The organism is Novosphingobium sp. TCA1 (genome assembly GCF_009811895.1).
In the GTDB taxonomy this organism is placed as follows: Bacteria; Pseudomonadota; Alphaproteobacteria; order Sphingomonadales; family Sphingomonadaceae; genus Novosphingobium; species Novosphingobium panipatense_A.
Genome location: NZ_BLJH01000009.1, coordinates 171548 through 187078 on the forward strand (window position 1 = coordinate 171548; position 15531 = coordinate 187078).

A 15531-nucleotide genomic window follows, 5' to 3' on the forward strand; every position below is an offset into this window, starting at 1 on the left:
GTAGGGTGGGGGCGAGGGCCGGTGCCGATCTAAAATGCCCTTTCGGGCATTTTTCAAACAGACACTCAGATTTCCAGCTGGCTGCCCAGTTCGATCACCCGATTGGTGGGCAGTTTGAAGAACTCCATCGCGCTCTGGGCATTGCGGACCATCAGAGCGAAGAGCTTCTCCCGCCAGAGCGCCATGCCCGGACGGCTCGACGGGATCAGGGTCTGGCGGGAGAGGAAATAGCTCGTCTCCATCGCCTTGAACGGCCCGCCCGCGCGATCCTCCAGCGCCAGCGCGGCGGGAATGTCCGCCTCGTCCATGAAGCCGTAGTGCAGGACCATGCGGTAGAAGCCCTGCCCCAGGTCCTCCACTTCACAGCGATCCGCCTGCGCGACATGGGGCACACCCCGGTTGGCCACCGTCAGGATCACCACGCGGTCGTGCAGGATGTGGTTGTGCTTGAGGTTGTGCAGCAGGCCCGGCGGCACGCCGTCCGCGCTGGAGGCCAGGAATACCGAAGTTCCCGGCACCCGGCGCACCCGCTCTCCCACTGACTTGAGGAACGTGGCGAAAGGGATCGAATCCTCGTGCAGGCGCGTGCGTACCAGCCGCCTGCCCGTGGCCCAGGTCGTGAGCAGGGTGAAGACCACCACCGCCACCAGCAGCGGGAACCAGCCGCCGTCCGGGATCTTGGTTGCGGTGGAGGCAAAGTAGAGCCCGTCTATCGCCAGGAAGCCCAGCGTTACCGCGCCCGCCAGCGCCGGATGCCATTTCCATACCGTCAGCGTCAGCACGCCCAGCAGGCAGGCGGTAATGAGCATGGTCCCGGTCACCGCGATCCCATAGGCGGCGGCCAGATTGCCCGAGCTGCGGAAGCCGAACACCAGCAGGATCACCATGACCAGCAGGCCCCAGTTGACCAGCGGCACATAGATCTGGCCCGCCGCCTTGGCGCTTGTGTGCAGGATCTTCAGGCGCGGCAGGAAGCCCAGCTGCACGGCCTGCTGCGAGACCGAGAAGGCACCCGAGATCACCGCCTGGCTGGCGATGACGGTGGCCATCGTCGCCAGCGCCACCAGCGGCAGGCGCGCCCAGTCCGGCGCCATGAAGAAGAACGGATTGCTGATCGCCTCGGGATTGCGCAGCACCAGCGAGGCCTGGCCCAGGTAGTTGAGCAGCAGGCATGGGAAGGCCACGTAGAGCCACGATATCGAGATCGCCTTGCGGCCGAAGTGCCCCATGTCGGCATAGAGCGCCTCGGCCCCTGTCACCGCCAGCACCACGGACCCAAGCGCCAGGAAGGCCAGCTTGGGGTTCACCAGGAAAAATTCGAAGGCATGGTGCGGGCTCAGTGCCGATACCACTTCGGGCGCTTGGACGATGGAATGGATGCCCAGCCCGGCCAGCACCAGGAAGTAGACGATCATGATCGGCCCGAACAGCTTGCCCATTGCGGCCGTGCCGTGGGATTGCACCGAGAACAGGCCGAGCAGGATGACCAGGGCTATCGGCAGCACGAACCGGGAAAAACCGGGATTCACCACCGTCAGCCCTTCCACCGCCGACAGCACCGACATGGCAGGCGTGATGATCGCATCGCCGTAGAACAGGGCGGTGGCCATCACCCCCAGCATGGCGATCAGCGGGCTCCAGCGGTTCTTGCCGATGGTCCGGCCGATCAGCGCCAGCAGCGCCAGGCTGCCGCCCTCGCCGTTGTTGTCGGCACGCAGGATGATCAGGACGTACTTGATCGTGACGATCAGCATCATCGTCCAGAACATCAGCGATATCACGCCGTACATGTGCAGCCGGTCCACCACCAGCGGGTGATGGCCGATGAAGCTTTCCTTGAGGGCATAGAGTGGCGACGTGCCGATATCGCCGAACACCACACCGATGGCGCCGATCGACAGCGCCGTGAGGCTTTCATTGGGGCCATGATGCCCGGAAGTCTCACTCATGGATATGCGCCTGCTCTTGCGTAAGTATCGCGCGCGCGAAGGCGCCGCGATGCTTATGAATTCTTTATGGGAAGCGCGCAATTCCCCGCGGCGGCGGCATGGCTGCGGTTTGCCGCGCGCAGCGGGGAAAAACCGGCATAGCGGCCGGGCCGCAGCCAGAGCGCCGTCACCACGCCCATCCCGATGGCGCTGGTCGCCGACCATGCCAGCTTGTCCAGCGGCAGGAACGCCGAGGAAGCCGCGAGGATCGCGAAGTCGATCAGGATCTGGCTGCGCCCGATGTTCCAGCCGCGCCGCTGCTGCAGCCAGACGGTGACGATCCCCACGCCGCCCACGCCCGCGCCGTGCCGCACCACCGCGAGCGTCCCCATGCCCAGCAGCGTGCCCGCGCCGACGGCGGCAGCGAAGGGATCCTTCACCTCGATCGTCATGGCATGTTCCGACAAGACCGAGGCAAGCGCGATGCCGCCGCTCGCCGCGATCGTGCGCAAGGTGAACAGCGAACCCATGGCCCGCAGCGCCAGGAACAGGAACGGCACGTTGAGCGCGGCGAACAGCAGGCCCGGCGGCAGCGGCAGGAAATGCCCCACCAGCAGCGCCAGCCCCGCCATGCCGCCCGTCACCAGTCCGGCCGAATGGAGGATCGTCAGCCCCAGCCCGATCAGCAGGCTCCCCACCGCCAGCGCGTAAATGTCCTCGATGCGGCCGTGGCGTATGGCGGTCATGGCGAAAACCTCGCTGGAGGGGTTGATTCGCGCGCCGTTTATGCAGTTGCGAAGGCGCTGTCGAGAGGCGGTTCTAACACGGAACAATCGCACTTTCCTAGGCATCTCCACGCAGGAAACGGCGCGCTGGAGCCGCCCCCGACCGCCGATTGTTTCGCACCTGCAAAATGCGCGCATAAGCGAGGGGTCGTCATTCCGGCTCGCACCGGGCGCAGCCTTCGGCTAGCTTCTGTGCCCAACCCGCCAACCGCCAGATCGACGATGACCGCCACGACCAGACTGAAGCTGCAAGCACGCCTCTATTGCGGCAAGGAAATCGCCATGGGCCCCGGCAAGGCCGACCTGCTGGAGGCGATCGACCGCGAAGGTTCGATTTCCGGCGCCGGACGGGCGATGGGGATGAGCTATCGCCGGGCCTGGCTGCTGGTCGACGCGATGAACCGCTGCTGGAACGCCCCGCTGATCGAAGCCGTCCCTGGCGGCGGGCGCGAGCGGGGCGCCCGGGTCACTCCGGTAGGGCAAGCAGTGCTGGCCCGGTTTCGCGCGCTGCAGGCCCGCATGGCAATGCTGGAAGGGTCGGAGGAATATGCCGCGCTGGCGGATGCCCTGCGCGATGCCCCCCTCCCCGCAAAGGCGGATCACGAGCAGGACTGACCCGCGCGAGCGCTTTCCCGTGAACCTCTCCCGCCCCGGTGCGTTGCCTGCCTGATGCTGTTTCGTCCTTCCGCACAGCGTGGTCCGATGCCCTCGCTCCCGCGCCGCGTCTTCGCTGCGGCGCTGCTCTGCGCCGCCCTTTGCGCCAACACCGCTCCCCCGACCCCCGCCGATCGCTATGGCGCGCTTTTCACCGCCGTTCAGGAACAGCGCATCTTCGAGGACGGCAAGACTTTCGTGGACGCCGTGCCCAAGGCCCCGCCCGAAGAGATCATCCGCTCCTACGCCGCCCAAACGCCCAAGACCCCTGCCGAACTAAAGGCATTCGTGCTTTCCCATTTCACGGTGCCGGGCGTGAACGAGACCCCGGCCCTGCCGCTGCGCCAGCATGTCCAGGCGCTCTGGCCGCACCTCGTCAGGCGCGACGCAGCGGAAAGCGCTCCATATGCCTCGGCCATCGCCCTTCCCGGTCCCTATGTCGTGCCGGGCGGGCGGTTCCGGGAGATGTACTACTGGGATTCCTACTTCACCATGCTCGGCCTTGCCGCCGATGGGCGCGACGATCTGGTCGAAAGCATGATCGACGACTTCGTGAGCCTGATCGAGCGCTTCGGCCACATTCCCAACGGCACCCGCACTTATTACCTCAGCCGCTCGCAGCCCCCGTTCTTCGCGCTCATGCTCGATCTGTCGAAGCAGACCGACCCGGCCCTGCGCGCCCGCCGTCTCGCCGCGCTGCGCAAGGAACACGCCTACTGGATGGCGGGGGAAAGCTGCGCCAGGCAGGCCCGCAAGCCGTGCGACCGCGTCATGCCGATGCCGGACGGCAGCCTGCTGAACCGCTACTGGGACGACCGCGACACACCGCGCGATGAATCCTTCGCCGAAGACCGCGCGACGGCTGCGAAGACCCCCGATCGTCCGGCCACGCAAATGTACCGAGACTTGCGCGCCGGCGCGGAAAGCGGTTGGGACTTCAGCGCACGCTGGCTGACCGATCCGCGCGATCTCTCGACGATCCGAACCACCGTCATCGTTCCCATCGATCTCAACGCCCTGCTCTGGGCCATGGAAACAGGCATTGCCAAAGGCTGCGCCGAGGCTGCCGATCGGCCCTGTCAGCGCGAATTCAACCGGCGCGCCGATGCCCGCAAGGCCGCGGTCGACCGCTATCTCTGGCGCGGCAAGGAAAACCGCTACGCCGACTGGTCCCGCGACAGCCGGAAGCCGACCGCCGTGCTGAGCAGCGCCACGCTTTATCCGTTGTTCATCGGCATGGCCTCCCCCGCGCAGGCAAAGGCCGTTGCAGCCACCACGCGAGACAAACTGGTCGCCCCAGGCGGTCTGCGTACTACGGCCGTGCGCAGCGGCCAGCAGTGGGATGCCCCCAACGGCTGGGCCCCACTCCAATGGGTCGCGCTCGACGGGCTAGGCCGCTACGGCGAGCACGACCTGGCCCGCGACATCGCCAGCCGGTGGATCAGGACGGTCAGCGTCACCTACCACGACACCGGCAAGATGCTGGAAAAGTACGACGTGGAGGAGCAATTGCCCGGCGGTGGCGGAGAGTATCCGCTGCAGGACGGCTTCGGCTGGACCAATGGCGTGACCAGCGCAATCCTCGAACGCTATCCGACAATCGCACCCTGATCCCTTCGCTAGATCCAAGGCCGCAAGCTGAATGGGGTGTATTGTCTGGTAGGCGAATTCCCTCCACGAAGGGTCCGAGCTTGAGGTGCTACGATGCGGACCTCTTCTCCAAAGAAAGCGCATCGATATTGAATTCCAATGCAGCGATAGACCTGACCACCGTCAAGGCCGCCGAGTATCTGCGCCTCTCCTCTCGCACGCTTGAACGACTGCAAGTTGTTCGGCGGTTGACCGTCTTTCAGAAAATTAGGATGACGGGTAGTCTACACGCTTTCAGATCTCGAAGTATAAGCCAGTCACTGTTCATTCGACAAAGCAAGTCAAGTGAGCGCATCCTGACCGTTAGATTGCCTCGATGGACAGTGCTAAGATGCAACGGCAGCGACCGGCATCAGCCATTAGATCGGCGGGCGGGAAAAGACGAACCGCTGACGAAGAAATTTGCTTGAGAAGTGCAGATCTGACTGATCGACCTCCGATTACCCGCCCTATCATTTCGTTTAGGCGAGTTGTTGTTGCAGAATATTGGCCGCATTGTAGCAGTGAAAGGCTGTCACCTTGCCCGCTTTCATATGGAACACGTCGCAGCATGGCACGTCGATACGCTTGCCAGTTGGCGGCACAAGGCCGGCGGGCGTCATCAGGGTACCCCGATGCTCTCCACGAATGGCCAGTTCGACGACGACGAGATCGTCGGTCGCATCAATATGTAGGATCTCACGGTGCACATCCGGAAAGGCTTCAGCCATGCCACTTGCGACCAGGGCAATGTCCTCACCGCGAAAGTCCATCCCGGCAGGAACGTTGCGCGCATAGCCGTCCGGTGCAAAGCAGGACAGGAAGCCAGGAAGGTCCAGGCTGGCCCCTTCAGCTGCCGCGTAAAGCTTCTCAATCGTTTGAATATTCCGTTCCATCCAGAGTGTCCTTCCTTGCGAGAGCCGAGCGTTCGCCCGGCTTTGGCAACGCTCAACACTCCACACAGACATCAAGTTACAATCATGGCAGTACCTACCTAAAGGTAAGTAGGAGATTGCACTTGGAGATGGTGGATAGCCCTTGCGGTCTCGACGTCTCGTTGAAGGTGATCGGAGGCAAGTGGAAGCCCTTGATCCTCTATCACATTCAGGGTGGCCCGACCCGTTTTTCTCAGGTGAAGAAGCGTGTCGCGGGCATCAGCGAGAAAGTCCTCATCCAGCAGTTGCGAGAACTGGTCGCGATGAATGTACTCATCCGCCGGGACCACCAACGTGTGCCGCCGATGGTCGATTATGCGCTAACGCCGTTTGGCGAGACATTGGTCGAGGCGCTGCGGCCACTGTGCGAATGGGGGACGCAAAATCGCGCTCGAGTGGCAGCAACTGTGATGGCGGCCTCGGCCTCAGTCTGAATTCGCGCATAACCGCGACCGAATACAGGCGCCTTTGCCACGAGGAGCCGACAGGCTATGCTTGGTGCATGCAAGATCGACAGGACCATTTCGCCTTTTGTGTACAGCTGTTTGGCGGCACGACAGCTTTTGCTCGGCGTCTCAGGATCGATGAACGGGCTATCCGGCGGTTCATCAACGGCGAGCGCCCCATCAGCGACAGCCTATTGCAGGATACCGCGAAGGCCTTGCGAGACCTCGCCTCGGAAGCCAGCGCAGCTGCAGACACTATCTCTGTCAATTTGACCGCTAGACCCAGCGACTTCTGATCGGTTAATCGCCCCTTCTTCGCCGTTCAGGCGCCATTGCTCGTCCTCAGAAGAACATCGAAGGGAGCCGAATGATTGGCTATCTCGCGGACGGCGAGGTTGGACGATCCAAGGAGGCAGCTTCAACCATATCAAAACGCTATTGGCGGCATTCGACTGCCTCGAAGCCGACTGACCGGACGTATGTCAGGCGATCGATACATTTTGCGGGTGAAGGCATAGGCCTTTGCATTCGCCGCCACCCACGATAGGCGCGCGTCATGATGAACATTCCCTGGGACCAGCCCGCAACGCTGATCGATCTGGATGGCAAGACGCCGGTTATCGGATCGATGCTCGAATGCGTAATGCACTTCTCACTTTTCAAGCCTTTCGCAAAGGAGCAGGCCCGCATCCTGCTGACGCGGCCCGTGTTTCCCGAAGGCCGCAAGACCCGCACCTGGATTCTCAATCCAGATGAAATCCAGAAACTTGTCGAGCGGCTCAATGCCGAGAAGAATGCGGCCCAGTAAGCCCGCCGCACTCAAGCAGTATCCTTCGCGTTGATCGTAGCGGCAAGAGCGAGGATCGTGCGCGCGTGCCGCAAGGCCACAGCTTCTCGGTTCGCACCATAACCACCGCCCAGGGTGCTCGCCAGCGGGATGCCGCGCCGCTTCGCTTCTGTCGCTACAAAACGATCGCGGTTCGTAAGGCCTTCGTCGGTCAAGGACAACCTGCCGAGCTTGTCGTCCCTATGGGCATCGACGCCTGCCTGCAGCAGAATCAGCTCCGGCAGGAAATGATCGAGAACCATGGACAGCGATCCGACCAGAGCGTCCAGATAGCCCGCATCGTCCGTCCCATCGGGTAGCCCGACATCCAGTGAAGAGCGCGCCTTGCGGGTAGGGAAGTTCTTCTCGGCATGAATGGAAAGCGTGAAGATGTCGCTGCGCCCTGCGGTCAGGGCGGCAGTGCCATCGCCTTGATGCACGTCGAGATCGAGGATCAGGATGCGCGAGACATCACCCTCTTCGATCAGCCTGTTGGCGGCGAGTGCCAGATCGTTGAACACGCAGTAGCCCGCGCCGGTATCGGCCAGGGCGTGGTGACTCCCGCCAGCGGAATTGGCGGCATACCCATGCTGCAGCGCCAGCTTCGCCGCGAGCCATGTGCCCCCGGGGGAGAGCTGCGATCGACGGGATATCCGCTCGTCGATCGCAAAACCGATCCGGCGCTCTTTGGCGGCAGGCACCGAGCAATTGATGACCTCGTCGACATAGGCCGGGTCGTGGACAGCCTCGAGCCATTCCCGCGGCATGACCTCGGGCGCATGGACTTTCATTGGCATGTTGCTTTCGCCCAGCGCACGCATGACCAAAGCGTACTTGTCATGCGGAAATGTGCCCGCTTGCTCGGTTTCGACCACGTAACCGGAATGATGGACGACATGCAGCATGACTTGCAGGTAGAACGCCAAGACGCGCAGGTCGAGCAGCATTGCTGGGAATGAGATCTGACGATTTCAGCAATGTTTTTTCCGCCACCGGTGGCCCAAGTCCGACCCATTAACGCCATTCAACGACAAATTTCGCATTCCCAGGTGCGGTCTGGTCCGCTTTTCATTTTCGATGCTCAACCTCAAATGCTACTTGAAGACACAAATGTTGCTCCGCCTCGGGCTTGGCATGAGCGGAGCAACTACTTCCACGAACCCCGCAACCGTCTCTTCTTGCTGACTCGCCGTGCTGGTGCTTCTGCGCAACCAGCCTTCCCGCGCTACTCTGGCTTGTGTTCCAGTGTAAAGCTGAGCGTCGCCGTGAGTTCGACATTGCGGTACTTGGCGGGATTGTCGCTCGGTCCGTTGTAGACGGCATGAATGACATTGAGACCTTGGTTTCGCACGACGAGCGTGACCGTACCGTCCTTGCCTGTGACCAATTCCTTTGCATCCGGGTCATTCACGAAATCGGCGATGACGCGGGCCCCGGCCACCGGATGGCCCTGAAAGAGAACCTGGTACTTCAGCTTCTGCCCCAGCAGCTTTGGGATCGGACCGACCGGAACGATCTGAAGCGTCTGCCCGGGCAGTGCAGAGACGCTACCAAGCCATTCGCTTTGGATCCGAACCGCATACTTGATATTGTTGGTCGAGACCTCGGCTCCGGGCATCTCATCAAGGCCCTTCTTTTCGTACTTGCCGCCTTTCATGCGCGACCATACGCCGTTCTGCAGCACAGCAGTGACGAAGGCAGGCTTGGCTTCGGTCTCGACGAGCATGGCGAGGCCCGAGACGTGGTGCGACGCCTTGATCGGCTTGCCCTCGTCATCAAAAGCCGCGACCGTGTCGATCAGCGGCTCGCGCTTCACCATATCCATATCATCGGCGCCCTCACCGTAGACGAGCACGATCTGCTTCGAGCGTTCGGTAAGGTATATGCCGTGGGCATTTGCTGGCACGGCACAAAGCGTGAGCAGTGAGGTGAGGATCGTGGCATTCAACGCGGTCTTCATCATGCACATCCTTCCGTTAATTAGATCTATGCCGAGGTGGAGATCGCAGCCACAGGCAGGTGTGGCGCCGCGCATCACAGGCCAACCGTGATGCTGGCGACGGCGCTCAGGGGAGCGCCGGGATAGAGATTGCTGCCGAAGCCGCGCTCGGCGTACTTCCTGTCGAGCAGGTTGTTGACGTTGACCTGCAGTTTCACGTTCTCTGCCAGAGGATAGTATGCGAGCAGGTTCACCGTGGCGTAGGGCCTGATGTACGGTGCTGTTGTCGCCATGCCCGCTATGCGTCCGCCCACATATGTAACCCCGGCACCAACGCCCAGGCCCTTGAGGGCGCCGTCCGGAACCTCATAGACATTGAGCAGGCTGGCCGAATGACGGGGCGTGTTGGGAAGGCGCTGCCCCAGGGTAAGGCGGTTGTCCTTCGTCACCTCGGAGTCGGCGTAGGCATAGCCGCCCACCACCCGCCAAGCGCGCGTGATGTTGCCGGTGACGGAGATGTCGATGCCTCGGCTGCGGACTTGGCCCGCGGCTATGCTGTAATCAAGGTTGTACGGGTCGGTCGTGGCGACGTTCTGCTTCGTTGTGTGGAACAGCGCCGCCGTCGCGCTCAACTTGCCATCCAGCAATTCGACCTTCACGCCCGCCTCGTAGCTGGTGCCCCGTTCAGGGTCGAGAACATTGCCGTTCACGTCGGCCGCCGTGTTCGGCTTGTTGGAACGGGCATAGCTGCCGTAAAGCGAGACTTGTCTGGTAAGCACGAAGACCGTGCCCAGACGCGGGGTGAACACCGTCTGCTTGAAGGCGGAAGTCACGCCGTTGCGCAGGTTGAGGTTGTCGCTTTTGAAACGTTCGAGCCGCCCGCCGACCAGTACCTTCAGCCAAGGCAGCAGCTACAGCATATCCTGCGCATACCCGGCGAAGGTGCGCGTCTGCGTGCGGATGCTGGTGAAGCTGCCGTTGAGCGGCGGAATGGCCGATCCGTAAGCCGGGGCGAAGATGTCGATCGTGAAGGGCGAGAGCGTCGGGCTCGAATTGCGGATCACCTCGGTATAGTGAAACGCCTCGAATTCGGCGCCCAGCAGCACTTCATGTTCGATCGTGCCAGTGGCGAACTTGCCGGTCAGGTTGACCTGCGCGTCGAGATCGCGCCACCTCAACGTCCGTTCGCTGTAGGTGCGCACCAAAGTGCGGCCATCTGCGCGCACGCTGGAAGCCTGGATTCCGGGACCGCCCAGTTCGCCGTTGTAGTACTGCGTCCCCGCGCGCAGCTTCCAGTCTGGACCGAGCTTATAGTCGGCAACGATGTTCCCGAGCCCGTTGCGTACGCGCCAACGGCCGACCGAAGGCTCCCCGAAGAACCGGGAAGAAGGAATGGCGATGGCAAGCTGGTTACTGAAAGCGGGATTGCCGCGATCGAGCGGCGTCTTGACCTCCACGAATTCGCTGCCGAGCGTGAAGGTCAGGTCTGAAGAAGCATCCCAGGCGACCACAGGGGCAACGACGATGCGATCGGACTGAACATAGTCACGGAAGGTGTCTCCTCCTTCCAGCGCCGCACCAAAGCGATAGCGCACGGTCCGGCCACTATCGACGGGGCCGGTGGCATCCACTGTGCCGCGCCATCCGCCGAAGCTGTCGATCCGGCCGCTGACGGTCTGTGCAATCCGATCGGCGGGCGGGCGCGAGACGATGTTGAAGGTGCCGCCCGGATCGCCGCGACCATAGAGCAGCGCTGCCGGGCCGCGCAGGACGTCCACGCGCTCAACCGCGATCGAATCCGGCGCAGGTGGATAGCCGCGGTTCATCGGGAAACCGTTGCGGAAATATTCGGAGGAGGTGAAGCCGCGCAGGTTGTAATCGGTCAGGCCGGTGCCGCCAAAGTTGTTGCCGCGCGTGATGCCGCCCGCGTAGGCCAGCACGTCCTCGACGCGGTTGGCCTGGAGATCGTCTACCACCTGCCGGGTCAGCACCGTAACCGATTGGGGCACTTCGAGGAGCGGCGTGTCGGTGCGTGTCGCGCTGGTCGAGCGAGTGGCATTATAAGCGCCGCTCTTGCCGGTGACGATGATCGGATCGTCGATGTTATTGGGTTCGGCAGCTTGCGCCAGCTCTGGGAATTGCCCGGCGGCGGCGGGCGCGCGCAGGTCACGGCCGGCGCCGAATTGCGCTGGGAAAATTACAATGCATGGAAGGCGCCCTATGCGGGCCTTAATCCGGTCGGTTCGGGCGCGGATTTCCCGTACTTGCGTGAAAACGACAACGACTTCATCGCGATGAGCCCAAATGCGGACATCAACGCCAGCCAGGCCGTCCAGTCCGCCCACGCCGAAATCGGGCTGCCGCTGGTAACCGAGGCCAACAGCTTCCCGCTGTTCCATCGCCTCGAACTGGGCGCGGCGATCCGGCATGAACGCTTCTCGATCCACGGGCAGAGCACCACGCCCAAGTTCAGCGTGCTGTGGGCGCCGACGTCGTGGCTGCGCCTGCGCGGCTCCTACAACGAGAGCTTCCGCGCCCCCAACCTTGCGCAGACCAACACCAATCCGCTGCTGCGCGTGAACTACACCGCAGATCCCTATCGCGAGGATATGACCAATTCCGCCGCCGACAGCAGCGGCCCACGCCGCACCTATCGCCAGGGCAACGACCGCCTGAATCCCGAACGCGCCAAGAGCTGGAACTTCGGCGTGGTGGTGGACGTGCCGGGCCTTGCGCGGCCTGTCCTTCACGGCCGAGTACTGGAAGATGCACCAGCGCGACGCCATCACCACTTACGGTAATTCCGAAGTGCTGGCCGCCGACGAACTCGCGCTCGATCTCGCCACGCAGGCCGCTCTCGCATCCGGCAAATCGATCGACCAGATCGACCTCGGCTCGGGCACCTCGGGCTACCTCGGCAGTTCGCGCGGTGACCGACGCCGACCGCGCGGCGTTCGCCGCCTACAACGCCACGCAGCCCACCAACACCACCAAACGCGCGGTCGTGGCCAAGTGATCCGACACCATTCTCTGGACCACCCCGGGCTAGAGTTTCCCGGCCAAGTTCACGGTGACGGGCTGGGCGCGTCATCGGGTTTCATCAGCGTGATCTGGGGCTTGTTGCCGATGGCACCGTGCGGCCGATCCTCGTTGCAGTACCTGCGCCAATCCTCCAACTTTTCGCGGGCATTTGCAAGTGCCAGGAACCAATGGGTGTTCAAGCACTCGGCCCGGAAGCGACCGTTGAACGCTTCGATGTAGGCGTTGTCGGTGGGCTTCCCAGGCCGGGAGAAGTCCAACGTCACGCCGTTGGTGTAGGCCCACAGATCTAGATCGCGGCTGATGAACTCAGAACCCTGGTCAACTCGGATCGTCCTGGGATACCCGACCACGGCACAGGCCACCTCAACGGTCTGCACGACATCTTCGCCGCGGTAGCTGAAGCGCGGATCGAGCACCGGCGAGAACCGTGAGAACGTGTCGACCACGGTCAGGACACGGATCTTGCGGCCCGTTGCAAGCTGGTCATGGACGAAGTCCATGGCCCACACATCGTTCACGCGGGAGGCCGCGCAGCGGTCTTCCCTCAGCTTTGCCTTCACCCTTCGCTTGGGCGTCCTGTTTCGCAGCTGAAGACCCAACTCGTTGTAAATCCTGTGCGTTCGCTTCATGTTGATCTCCCAGCCTTCGCGGCGAAGAAGAACGTGCACCCGCCGGTAGCCATAGCGGACGCGGGTCTCACAGATCTCACGGATGCCGGCCTGCTCGCGGCGACGGGATTTGTAGTGATAGGTCGAGGTGTCCATTTCCAGAACCCGGCAAGCCCGGCGGATCGACACGCCCCAGTCACTGCGAACCCCGTTCACCAGCTCGCGTTTACGAGAGCGCCTGGCGCTGTATGGATCTGGGTGTGTGATTTGGGAAAGATTGGTGTTTGGTTGCGGGCGTAGGATTTGAACCGACGACCTTCAGGTTATGAGAAGGAACGCCTAATAATAAGATATTGAGTTAATGATATTATTTAATAACTTTTGCAATATGTGTTAGTACTTGCGCTAAATGAAGGCTCCCGCTGCAGGTCCTTTTTTTGTTTGCTTAGCCGGTGGATCCAGTTCGGAGCCTTCGCCATGATAATGAACCCACCCCCGACTGCTGCATCATCACGGCTGCTATCAAAACCAATCATATCCTTGCGTCAAATGCTGGGATACGTCGGCAAGCGGCCTCATCCGTTTTGCGGCGCCTATCATCGGAAGCCGGTCGGTAAAGGTCTGTGCCTACTGACCGCACCGACCGGTAGAGCCCGGGAAGTCAAAGTGCGCGGGCCTGCCGAAGCAGGTCGATCGCGGCTTCCCGGGTAACAATCCCCGTATAGCGAGCGATGTTGCCACAGAACCCGCCCACTCGCCCTTCTCGTTCAACCTGGGCTACCAGCGGTACGGCAGCCACAGAGCCGTCAACGTGCGTCACGCTGGCTTCCGCAAAGATTTTGACCCTGTTCTTACACATGGTAGCCAGGTCGCTCTTGCCCATACACCGCAATACGGTGGAGCCGGAAATAAGTCGCAAAGTAACGGTAGCCCTGTCGCCGGACGTGTCGCTCTGGGTACCTGTGAGATTCACATCTGCCACCAGATTCTGCAGCAGGAGCGAGACGGGATTCTCGATGTGATAGGCCTGGCAATAATTGCTGGCGACGATGACCCGATGGTCGGCGGCGGCAGCACCGGATAGCGAGATCGCTGGGCCAGTTGTCGAGGGCACTTCTGAAAAAGGCCCCGGAATGCCCTGATCGTCGGCTGCCGCCTTAATGGCGGCGAGATCGCTCAGGTACTCGACAGTGCGGGCGACGACCGAGCCGGGTACACTCGCCCCAAGCAGGGCCGCCGCAACGATGCAGGGCTGATCATGTTCTTGATGTGGGCGGCATAATGCTTCTGGATCATCTCGACGCTAGTGCGGCAATTCCGCGCGACCGCGTAGACATCAGCGCCTTCCATGAGCCGCAAACAGATGTACGTGTGGCGGAGCGAGTAGGCGGTTCGGGCTTTGCCATCCCGGTCCAGCTTAAGCTCGGCCCTGGCGAGCCCACCGTTGAACAGCTTGACGTGATTGCCGGGGAAGACCTTGTCGGTCGGCTTCGGAAGCTGAGCCTCAGGCGCGCTTCAGGCGCCTCATCAATTCCGGCCCAGCGCCTTCGCTGCGCCGCGCGGCGACTTTCCCGCTGCACAGGCTTGGGACGATTCAGCAGCCGCTCATAGGGGCGCACGGTATTGGGCATACTTTTGCAGAAACCCACCCCTCGCTTGCCGCGCACCTCGATTTCCAAGATCTGTTGCCCGGTTTCATCGTCGACGACGATTTCAACGTCACGGTGTTCAAAGTTGGAGGCTTCATCGGGCCTCAGGCCCGTGTTGGCCATAAACAGGACGTAGTCATGCAACTGCTGCGCGTTCCACGCAAAGTGCGCGTGGAACGGGGCTCCTGTTGCCTTGTAGAGCTGCTTGTACTCGGCAGGACTGAACCACGGCCGATGCTCCACCTTGCTCGAAGCGCGATAGAGGCTGGAGATGTCGGGTAGGTGCGACAACCAGCCATGGCTCACGGCGGTGCGCAGTACCTGGCGCAGCGTCACAATTTCGTTGTGAAGGGTTTTTCGGGTGGGCAGCTTGTCCGAGACCGGACGATTACTCTTCGAGTTCGGGTTGGCGATGCCCCGCGACGACATCCGGTGCACCCGGTATTCCTGCACTTTGCCGCCCGTGATCTCGGAGAGACCAAGGTCGCCAAAAAACGGCAGCAGATGCACGCGAAGACGAATACCATGTCCCTCCGTCCAACGCTTGCTGCGCTGGCCTTCGGTGATGATCTCGTATTCGCGAAGGAACTGGGCAGCAGCTTGGCTGAAAGTCTTCTCGGCCTTGAGGATGCGGGTATGCAATTTACCGCGCAGGCCAAAGTACCAATCTTCGGCAACCTGCTTGGCCAGCGATACGCTTTCCGTCTTGGTGGTGGCCCGGTGCTGCCTGCCACCAACCGATGCAGAACAATGCCAGTTGCCGCCGTCGATGCGCCGGTAAACCTGGACCTTTCCGCCTAAGATCTCGTGCCTCTGCATGACCAACCGCCAGTGCTACAAGGGGAGCCTTGGCGGGAATGTCTCACATATCGCAAAGCTGCGCAAATGTGCTAGCGTTGTGCTAGGCACATTGGGGGCCTTCGCCGATTCCGACGATCGTCTTAAGATGCTGTTTTGATTGTAAGTATTGTTTGCGGTGGTAGGATTTGAACCTACGACCTTCAGGTTATGAGCCTGACGAGCTACCGGGCTGCTCCACCCCGCGTCACCGTGTGCGTGCCTTGTTGAGAAGACACGAAGAGGGCCTTGG

14 protein-coding genes, 1 tRNA gene and 1 pseudogene are annotated in these 15531 nt (G+C 62.0%); 5 read left to right on the forward strand and 11 right to left on the reverse strand.

Features of this window, described 5'->3' with window-relative positions:
- Positions 1-65 precede the first annotated feature (65 nt).
- Positions 66-1949 (reverse strand): potassium transporter Kup, encoded by a 1884-nt coding sequence (locus NTCA1_RS13040; RefSeq protein WP_086493115.1) that lies wholly within the window; start codon positions 1947-1949, stop codon positions 66-68.
- 53 nt (positions 1950-2002) lie between these two features.
- Positions 2003-2674 (reverse strand): YitT family protein, encoded by a 672-nt coding sequence (locus NTCA1_RS13045; protein ID WP_159830851.1) that lies wholly within the window; start codon positions 2672-2674, stop codon positions 2003-2005.
- Between the two features lie 261 nt (positions 2675-2935).
- Here NTCA1_RS13045 and NTCA1_RS13050 point away from each other — a divergent pair, with 261 nt between their 5' ends.
- Both NTCA1_RS13050 and treF read left to right on the forward strand, forming a co-directional pair.
- Positions 2936-3328, forward strand: coding sequence for a winged helix-turn-helix domain-containing protein (locus NTCA1_RS13050; RefSeq protein ID WP_159830852.1), 393 nt, complete (start codon positions 2936-2938; stop codon positions 3326-3328).
- A gap of 87 nt (positions 3329-3415) precedes the next feature.
- Positions 3416-4978, forward strand: coding sequence for an alpha,alpha-trehalase TreF (gene treF / locus NTCA1_RS13055; protein WP_159830853.1), 1563 nt, complete (start codon positions 3416-3418; stop codon positions 4976-4978).
- A 500-nt stretch (positions 4979-5478) separates the two neighbouring features.
- Here the strand turns inward: treF and NTCA1_RS13060 are convergent, their stop codons facing one another.
- Entirely contained in the window at positions 5479-5892 is a 414-nt protein-coding gene (locus NTCA1_RS13060; protein WP_159830854.1) for a nuclear transport factor 2 family protein, read from the reverse strand.
- Positions 5893-6020: 128 nt separating this feature from the next.
- Between NTCA1_RS13060 and NTCA1_RS13065 the strand changes: the two genes are divergently transcribed.
- Complete coding sequence (locus NTCA1_RS13065) at positions 6021-6365, forward strand: helix-turn-helix domain-containing protein (protein WP_159830874.1); 345 nt, start codon at positions 6021-6023, stop codon at positions 6363-6365.
- Positions 6366-6933: 568 nt separating this feature from the next.
- Entirely contained in the window at positions 6934-7185 is a 252-nt protein-coding gene (locus NTCA1_RS13070) for a hypothetical protein (protein ID WP_159830855.1), read from the forward strand.
- A gap of 11 nt (positions 7186-7196) precedes the next feature.
- On the opposite strand, the gene NTCA1_RS13075 is transcribed toward NTCA1_RS13070, so the two are convergent.
- The 4 genes from NTCA1_RS13075 to NTCA1_RS13090 all read right to left on the reverse strand — a co-directional run bounded on the left by NTCA1_RS13075 (position 7197) and on the right by NTCA1_RS13090 (position 11151).
- A complete protein-coding gene (locus tag NTCA1_RS13075; protein WP_159830875.1) occupies positions 7197-8108 on the reverse strand; it encodes a histone deacetylase in 912 nt (303 codons plus the stop codon).
- A gap of 320 nt (positions 8109-8428) precedes the next feature.
- Complete coding sequence (locus NTCA1_RS13080) at positions 8429-9166, reverse strand: DUF4198 domain-containing protein (protein WP_236549296.1); 738 nt, start codon at positions 9164-9166, stop codon at positions 8429-8431.
- A gap of 71 nt (positions 9167-9237) precedes the next feature.
- Complete coding sequence (locus tag NTCA1_RS13085; RefSeq protein WP_159830877.1) at positions 9238-10053, reverse strand: TonB-dependent siderophore receptor; 816 nt, start codon at positions 10051-10053, stop codon at positions 9238-9240.
- A complete protein-coding gene (locus tag NTCA1_RS13090) occupies positions 10054-11151 on the reverse strand; it encodes a TonB-dependent siderophore receptor (protein ID WP_159830856.1) in 1098 nt (365 codons plus the stop codon). It abuts the gene before it with no gap.
- A gap of 111 nt (positions 11152-11262) precedes the next feature.
- On the opposite strand from NTCA1_RS13090, the gene NTCA1_RS13095 reads away from it, so the two are divergent.
- Positions 11263-11943: a TonB-dependent receptor domain-containing protein gene (locus NTCA1_RS13095; RefSeq protein WP_159830857.1), complete on the forward strand. Its 681-nt coding sequence runs from the start codon at positions 11263-11265 to the stop codon at positions 11941-11943.
- A 264-nt stretch (positions 11944-12207) separates the two neighbouring features.
- On the opposite strand, the pseudogene NTCA1_RS13100 reads toward NTCA1_RS13095, so the two are convergent.
- The 4 genes and pseudogenes from NTCA1_RS13100 to NTCA1_RS13115 all read right to left on the reverse strand — a co-directional run.
- A pseudogene (locus NTCA1_RS13100) lies at positions 12208-13032 on the reverse strand (IS3 family transposase); the annotation flags it as partial.
- Between the two features lie 421 nt (positions 13033-13453).
- The gene (locus tag NTCA1_RS13105; RefSeq protein WP_159830858.1) at positions 13454-13906 is read right to left on the reverse strand and encodes a hypothetical protein; all 453 of its coding nucleotides are present in this window, start codon (positions 13904-13906) and stop codon (positions 13454-13456) included.
- 178 nt (positions 13907-14084) lie between these two features.
- Positions 14085-15260: a site-specific integrase gene (locus NTCA1_RS13110; RefSeq protein ID WP_236549297.1), complete on the reverse strand. Its 1176-nt coding sequence runs from the start codon at positions 15258-15260 to the stop codon at positions 14085-14087.
- A 152-nt stretch (positions 15261-15412) separates the two neighbouring features.
- A tRNA-Met gene (locus NTCA1_RS13115) sits at positions 15413-15486 on the reverse strand.
- Between the last annotated feature and the right edge of the window lie 45 nt (positions 15487-15531).